Below are 6,566 nucleotides of genomic sequence, written 5' to 3' on the forward strand. Positions count from 1 at the left end.
CTTAAAAACCTCATTATTGTTACTGCCTTCGCTATGATTGCGACTGTAGCCGGTGCGGCGTTTTGGGTTGGTAGTCATATCAACGTTTAATGTTCAAATATGTTTTCTGAAATGCCTCTTATCCTAGAGGCATTTTTTTTACCTCGTGATTGCTGTGTGCGCTTGGGTTTCTGCGCTAAAAGAGGTTGAGCCAAAGGCTCGACCGCAAGCGGTCGTCAAACCGGCTCTTAGTACCACAGTACGCCCATTTGCTCTGTGTTTGATTCTAATGCTTTGTCATGGTGTCATTTTGTGGATTTTTTCCTTATAGGGTTTGATAGGCGGTTTTTTTATTATGACGGTTTAAAGCTGATTTTAAGTGCTGCGTTGTGATAGGGGCCTGAGTTGGGCGTTACCTTTCGGGCTGGGCTCTCCGCTTGTATCTTTCATCTATGGCCTAAGAGTGGCATCACCCTGGTGAGTCACTGCGTGCCGCCCCAAAATGTGCCTCTCTACAGCCCCTATCTAAAAGGATATCGCTGCAATCCTGAACGCCTGCGCCTCGTCATTCTTCCTCGTTGCCGCTCGTCGTGCCTTCTCACTCCTTTCACTGACTGAACGAAATGAATATTTGAAAGGCTTCTCTGGTTATCAACTGCGTAAAAAACGAAGGCTCAAATCTCGAAGTTGTTGGAGTATGCCGGCACATTGATCTTAAAAACTCAGTCGATGGGAATGAATGATAGCTTTAGTGAGAGAGTATCAACTCGTTAAGGTAAGAGGGAAAAGTGATTCTGAATTAAACGCCTAGTTGGTTATTTGTTTAGGTATAAATGGGAAACGTTATTTTATGGAAACGGTTGTTACCCGTTTCCTGTTGGGCTATAATTTGTACAGTTAAGTTTATTTGGAGTGTTGAACAATGGCGGAACAATCTGGCGTGACCTTTGAACAAGTATCAAAAGCTGCTACAGCAATGCTAACTCAAGGTACTAAACCCTCAGTTCGTAATGTTATGCAGGTAACCGGTGGTAAAACAGAAACCGTCTCTAAGCTTCTACGTGACTTTCACGACAAGCGTAATGCAGAAGTCATTAAAATGGCTGATGAGCTAGGCAGCAGTAAGATCGCTGAATTGCTCGCGGATGAAATGCAAAGCGTTGTCGAGCGAAAAACCGCGAGCCTTCAGCAAATGATTTCCGACCAAAAAGCCCAGTTAGATGAAGCTATAGAGCTACTAGAAGAAAAAGAAAAAGACAGTCAGCACCGTATTGAAATGGCAGAGGCCAGAGCCGCTCAACTCATTAATGAAGCCAATGATAAAGCGGCTAAAGCATTAGAGCGTGTGGACAGTGCCGAACAAAAAGCAACTGAAGCTATAGCATTGAGCGAAGAAGTAAAGAAAGAAGCCGACAAATCAATGTCTGATAATGAGCAGAAATGTGATCTTTTAGTGACTAACGCAAAAAGTGAAGCTGAGAGTCTTGTGGGCGCGGCTAACCGTCGAGCGGATAAAGCGGAGCAAGAAAGCGCAAGTTTGCGAGAGCAGGTTAAGCTACTCACTGTCGATCAAGCGAAAAGAGAAATAGAGCAAGCTCAACATGAAAAAACACAAGAGCAGCATACTGAAACGCTAAACCAACTGGCTAATGAGCGAACAACGGTCGTTCAGTTACGCACTCAAGAAGAAAACCGTCAATCAGAAATAGAGCGCTTAACTGGCGAGTTGAACGAGATTAAATCTGACAGTAAACAATTAGCTTCCGCGCAAGGGCAGTTGGTTGAGTTGCAAAGACAGATCTCCCAATTACAAAGTGATTTGTCTCTATCAGAAAGAGAGCGTGAATCTCTATCCGTCGCTCTTAGAAGTAAGTAAGAGCGAAAAAATGACCAAGATTGAATTTATCCTTTAACAACGCAAAGAAGGGGGAGGATTCTAGTGCTGCAGAAGCCTCTCAATCTAAAGAGCTTAATGGCATTTAGCCATTTTGCCGTAAACCCTTGCCGATCGGGCGGGGGTATAAGGCGTAAAGCTCGAAGAGCTTTAACTTGATATCGCCGGACTTTCTACATAAGCCTTTAACGTTTCAATTGTCGCACCGCCAGCCGTACAAGCAAAGTAAGAACGAGACCATAAGGCCGCGCTTTTACTTTGCCTTGTAAGGTGCGTATTTTTCAGCCTCAACATTCTTGATGAAATAGATTTAAGGTTGCGTTGTGATATGGGCTTGAGTTGGGCGTTACCCTTCGGGAAAGGCTCTCCGCTTGTATCTTTTATCTATGGCCTAAGAGTGGCATCACCTTGGTGAGTCACTGCGTGCCGCCCCAGGATGTGCCTCTCTACAGCCCCTATCTAAAAGGATATCGCTGCAATCCTGAACGCCTGCGCCTCGTCATTCTTCCTCGTTGCCGCTCGTCGTGCCTCCTCACTCCTTTCACTGACTGAACGAAAGAATCTGTAAGATGGATTTTGTTTTTCGCCTGTCCTTTTTCCTTTGATTTCTCATTACCGTGTCGCGGTCTTCCTGCTTAACGTCCCAAATCAGAACCCCCAAAACAAGGGTATATGAACGCTTCGCGCCCTTGTTTTGATGAACCGTGATTTTGGGTCGAGCAGTCAGGCGACAACGGGAATGAAAATTAATCAAAGGAAAAACTTATGACAGACTCAATCCTTAATCCATCAACAGCTTCTAACGTTCAATCCGCGACAAACGTATCCCCGTTTGAGCCGTCAGGCTCATCCAAGAATGAATTTTTGAAGCGCTTCTCTGGTCATAAGTTGCGTAAAAATGCGAAGGCTAAAATTACGAAGCTGTTGGAATATGCTGACACGTTGATCTTAAAAACTCAGTCAATGGGGATGGATGATTGCTTTAGAAGTAATGAGCTTGTCACGATGGATAAATCCGAATTTTGGGATTGGTACGAAAAGAACTACAGCGACATGGTTATTTTATTAACCATCCGTGAAGGCGCTCTAGTGAAAGTGCAGGTCTGTGATTGTATCTATCATTTTTCTAATGATGTGGTGATGACATTCTCTTTGGATGGAGAGGAACCGCAAAGCACGATTATTGAGGGGGAATGCTCAGAAGTGGAGGGCACCGAAGAAGTGAAAGAGCCGGTGCAGCTTGCCCCGTTCGACCAATACGTACACCTGGAAAAGACCGCCGTTGTGAAGCAAGTGATTATTGATTGGAGTGAATCCAATTTATTATCTGATGGCAATGCGTACACCCTTGATGATTACAACAAAAAAGCAAGTCAAGAAGCTATGGAAGTGGGCCGCAATAACGGTTACACCAAGACGATGATGTATATCGAGTTTGATAATGGTGACTTGGAGCGATTTAGACATGATATTGATGCGGATCACCCAACGCTGAACCACTATTACGCTGCTGTGACTGAGACAAAATTGATGGGCTTGTCTAAAGTGCGCTTTACGTTTGAGCAAGTGACAAAGGCATTGATTGACGGTTATCTTTCCCCGCTTAACAGTGATGAGAAAAAGCCAACACCGCCACCACAAGATAACACCCGAAAAGTGGTAGCGCTGGGAGACTATCAAGAGCGACAAGAAGCGAAGCGCGATAGATTAGAAGAGCGTGCCGCTAAAGCTGAAGCGGTCTCTAATGAGCGATTTAATACCGCGAGTACATTAGGGAAAATGTTACCGTTCGGTCAGCCAATCCTGGTTGGTCACCATTCAGAAGCGAAGCACCGTAAACACGCGGAGAGCATCAATACCAACATGCGTAAAAGCGTAGAGGCTCAGGATAAAGCGGAATATCTGAGCCGTCGCGCTGATAGTGTAGGCTCTGCCGGTATCGCGTCAGACGACCCAGAAGCGGTTGAAAAATTGAAGAAAAAGCTCGAGGGTTTGATTAAAAGTCATGAACTCATGAAAGCCGTTAATAAGATCGTTCGCTCTAGTCATATGACCGAGGAAGACAAGATCGAATATTTGGTTAATACACACGGACAGACAGAAGAAAGAGCAAAAAAATTATTACGCCCGTGTGAGTTTTTTGGAAAGTTTGGCTTTGATGCATACGCACTACAGAATAGTAATGCCAATATCCGAACAACTAGAAAGCGTTTAGAGCACTTGGAAGCGTTGCACAACGAAGCGCCATTACAGGGTAACGGCGAGGCAATGGGGACGGCTTGGGAGCTGTACGAAGAAGAGGGCCGCATTAAGTTTTCATTTGACGGTATTCCAGCCGAAGAGGTGCGCAAAAAATTAAAAAGTAACGGTTTTAAATGGTCACGATACTCTAAAGCGTGGGTGCGTAAACTGACGCCCAACGCGGTCTTTGTGACAAAAAGACTCATTACTTTATTCGATTAAAACCGAATGAGATGCCTCTTAGCCTGGAGGCCTTAGTTTCCTTGGTGATTTCCTTGAACGCTGTGGTCGCGCTAAAAGAAGTTGAGCCAAAGGCTCGACCGCAAGCGGTCGTCTAGCTGGCTCTCAGGAGGACTGTAGGCCCATTGACTCGATGCTTGATTGTATTGCAGTGTATTGATGTCAATTTGTGGTTGCGTGGCTGATAGGGCTTAATTGACGAGTTTTTTATGATGATAGTTTAAAGCGGATTTGAAGCACAGCGTCGTGATAAGGGCTTAACTTGGGCGTTACCCTTCGGGCAAGGCTTTTCGCTTGTATCTTTTATCTATGGCCTAAGAGTGACATCACCCTGGTGAGTCACTGCGTGCCGCCCCAGGATGTGCCTCTCTACAGCCCCTATCTAAAAGGATATCGCTGCAATCCTGAACGCACTCCTCTCACTGCGTTCGCTACGCCTCGTCGTACCTCCTCGTTGCTTTCCCTACCTTTGAATAAGTTCGAGTAAGGCTTGTTTTCTTATGCGCCGATTTCCTTTCACTCGCATCATTTACGGGCTCGCAGGCTGTTAACCGTCTCTCCCCACAACCTGATTTGCAAGGGTAAATGAACGCTGCGCGCCCTTGCAAAGCAGAACGATGGTGAGAGAGCGGACAGCCAAGCGGCTCCGAAAAGTGATACTCAAACAAAAGGAAAATCCTCATGGCGCAACAAAATTCAAACCTAACTCTCTCTAATTCAAATTCAGTGACCAGCGTTTCGCCGCTGGAGCACGAAAGCTCACCAAAAAATGATATCTCTAAGCGCGTGCACCCAGTAGGGCTAAGTCGTGATGTTGTCCTATCAGGAACAACCTCTGTGGAAAATATTATCGTGATTGCCGCTCATGTAAAAGCAAGAGCCAGGCATTCCAGTGTTTGGCTAGAACTGACGGTTTTATTCCCAGAAACAGAACTCAATAAGCCGTACTGGGGGCAAGGCATTGCGAGAGGTCATGTGATTACTGAGACGAATAAAGTAGGGCTGAATAGTCGTGCTGTCGTCATGGGGTGGGTGACAGATAGCCATCAATATATCGAAGTATAAAGACTTGATACCCCTTAGTTATAAAATGGAGACTTAAATAATGAAATATCTCTCACACTATATTCAAGACAAACAAACTCAGGCTTTTAATGAGGCAGGGGCGTTCTTTGCTTTTTCTAATCAACAGTTCGATGAGGAAAAAAAAGAGGGCGTGAAATACGCGTCGCTAGGTATGGGGTTAATTTGCCCCACCGATAACGCGAAGCAATTAATGATCCGTTTGGATTCTATCGCTCAAGAAGGGATCGCCGAAGATATCAAAGAGAACGGGAAAAAGGCGATCATTCGTCGTGAGTTATTTAATCATGAGTGTTTCTACACCAATGATATTTGTGATTGTGTGGAAAAGCTCGAAGGGTATGGCATCACTTACGATGAAATTCATGAAGTGTTTAATCATATTCGTAAAACGGAAGACGTTTATTAAGCGTGAAAATTAAAGCGCCTTGATATTTGCTGTCTCAAATATCAAGGCATGTTCAATTACATCGGAGTTAGATTTAATGAACATTCTGAATGCTACACAAGATAGAGAAGAAACGAAAGCAAAATATTACTTTTGTACGGCCGTGCCGTTTTCGTTGGGTAAAGTGGTCTATACGCAAGGTATTGAGCAGTTATTAGATAGTCATGTCGGTGCTAACTTGTCGATTTATTTGCAGCGTCACCAAAGTGGAGATTGGGGAGAGACTTGCATTGAAGATAAAATCACCAATGACGAAGCAACCAAAACAGGCGAGAGAGTGATATCGAATTATACGATTTGTGATCAATCGGTTTGGATAATAACTGAACGTGACCGCAGCGTGACCACAATTTTATTACCTTGTGAATATTGATATCTTAATGGGATGGCATAAAATGAGAGTCCTATTATTAGGGCTCTTTTTTATGATGAAACCATTACTTTATCTTTCGTTGTTATCTCCGTGTTTCAGTTGGGCTTTTTGCTTTGATGAGGCAGGGCGATTTTATAATGTCGATCCACAGCTTTTAAAATCCATTGCAACGGTAGAGAGCAGCTTAAAACCGAACGCGTACAATGAAAATAAAAATAGAGTCGGTGAGGTGGTTAGTCGTGACTTTGGATTGATGCAAATTAATTCCCATTGGTTTGATCGACTATCCGAATTTAATGTGAATGAAA

General features: G+C 44.2%; 6 protein-coding genes and 1 pseudogene. 6 read left to right on the forward strand and 1 reads right to left on the reverse strand.

Annotation, left to right across the window (positions count from 1 at the left end; all coding sequences use genetic code 11):
• Positions 1–901 precede the first annotated feature (901 nt).
• Complete coding sequence (locus AB4323_RS23350) at positions 902–1,855, forward strand: DNA-binding protein (protein WP_076678494.1); 954 nt, start codon at positions 902–904, stop codon at positions 1,853–1,855.
• Positions 1,856–2,023: 168 nt separating this feature from the next.
• On the opposite strand, the pseudogene AB4323_RS23355 reads toward AB4323_RS23350, so the two are convergent.
• Positions 2,024–2,191: pseudogene (locus AB4323_RS23355) on the reverse strand (transposase); the annotation flags it as partial.
• 447 nt (positions 2,192–2,638) lie between these two features.
• Between AB4323_RS23355 and AB4323_RS23360 the strand changes: the two are divergent.
• From AB4323_RS23360 to AB4323_RS23380, 5 genes are all read left to right on the forward strand, one after another.
• On the forward strand, positions 2,639–4,336 hold the full coding sequence (locus AB4323_RS23360; RefSeq protein ID WP_372107106.1) for a DUF3560 domain-containing protein: 1,698 nt from the start codon (positions 2,639–2,641) through the stop codon (positions 4,334–4,336).
• Between the two features lie 699 nt (positions 4,337–5,035).
• Positions 5,036–5,419: a hypothetical protein gene (locus tag AB4323_RS23365; protein ID WP_076678492.1), complete on the forward strand. Its 384-nt coding sequence runs from the start codon at positions 5,036–5,038 to the stop codon at positions 5,417–5,419.
• A gap of 40 nt (positions 5,420–5,459) precedes the next feature.
• Positions 5,460–5,846 (forward strand): hypothetical protein, encoded by a 387-nt coding sequence (locus AB4323_RS23370; RefSeq protein ID WP_371997830.1) that lies wholly within the window; start codon positions 5,460–5,462, stop codon positions 5,844–5,846.
• A 76-nt stretch (positions 5,847–5,922) separates the two neighbouring features.
• Positions 5,923–6,258 carry a type I restriction endonuclease subunit M gene (locus tag AB4323_RS23375; protein WP_372107105.1) on the forward strand — a complete coding sequence of 112 codons (336 nt, stop codon included), beginning with the start codon at positions 5,923–5,925 and terminating at the stop codon, positions 6,256–6,258.
• 52 nt (positions 6,259–6,310) lie between these two features.
• Positions 6,311–6,566 (forward strand): lytic transglycosylase domain-containing protein (locus tag AB4323_RS23380; RefSeq protein ID WP_372153463.1); only part of this gene is annotated, 256 nt, incomplete at its 3' end.

It is taken from the genome of Vibrio sp. 10N.261.52.C11, assembly GCF_041471405.1.
Taxonomy (GTDB): domain Bacteria; phylum Pseudomonadota; class Gammaproteobacteria; order Enterobacterales; family Vibrionaceae; genus Vibrio; species Vibrio crassostreae_C.

Bases quoted from the DNA above. Each gene is read 5' to 3' on its own strand.
- AB4323_RS23350 (WP_076678494.1), top strand. From the start codon at position 902: ATGGCGGAACAATCTGGCGTGACCTTTGAACAAGTATCAAAAGCTGCT.
- AB4323_RS23360 (WP_372107106.1), top strand. From the start codon at position 2,639: ATGACAGACTCAATCCTTAATCCATCAACAGCTTCTAACGTTCAATCC.
- AB4323_RS23365 (WP_076678492.1), top strand. From the start codon at position 5,036: ATGGCGCAACAAAATTCAAACCTAACTCTCTCTAATTCAAATTCAGTG.
- AB4323_RS23370 (WP_371997830.1), top strand. From the start codon at position 5,460: ATGAAATATCTCTCACACTATATTCAAGACAAACAAACTCAGGCTTTT.
- AB4323_RS23375 (WP_372107105.1), top strand. From the start codon at position 5,923: ATGAACATTCTGAATGCTACACAAGATAGAGAAGAAACGAAAGCAAAA.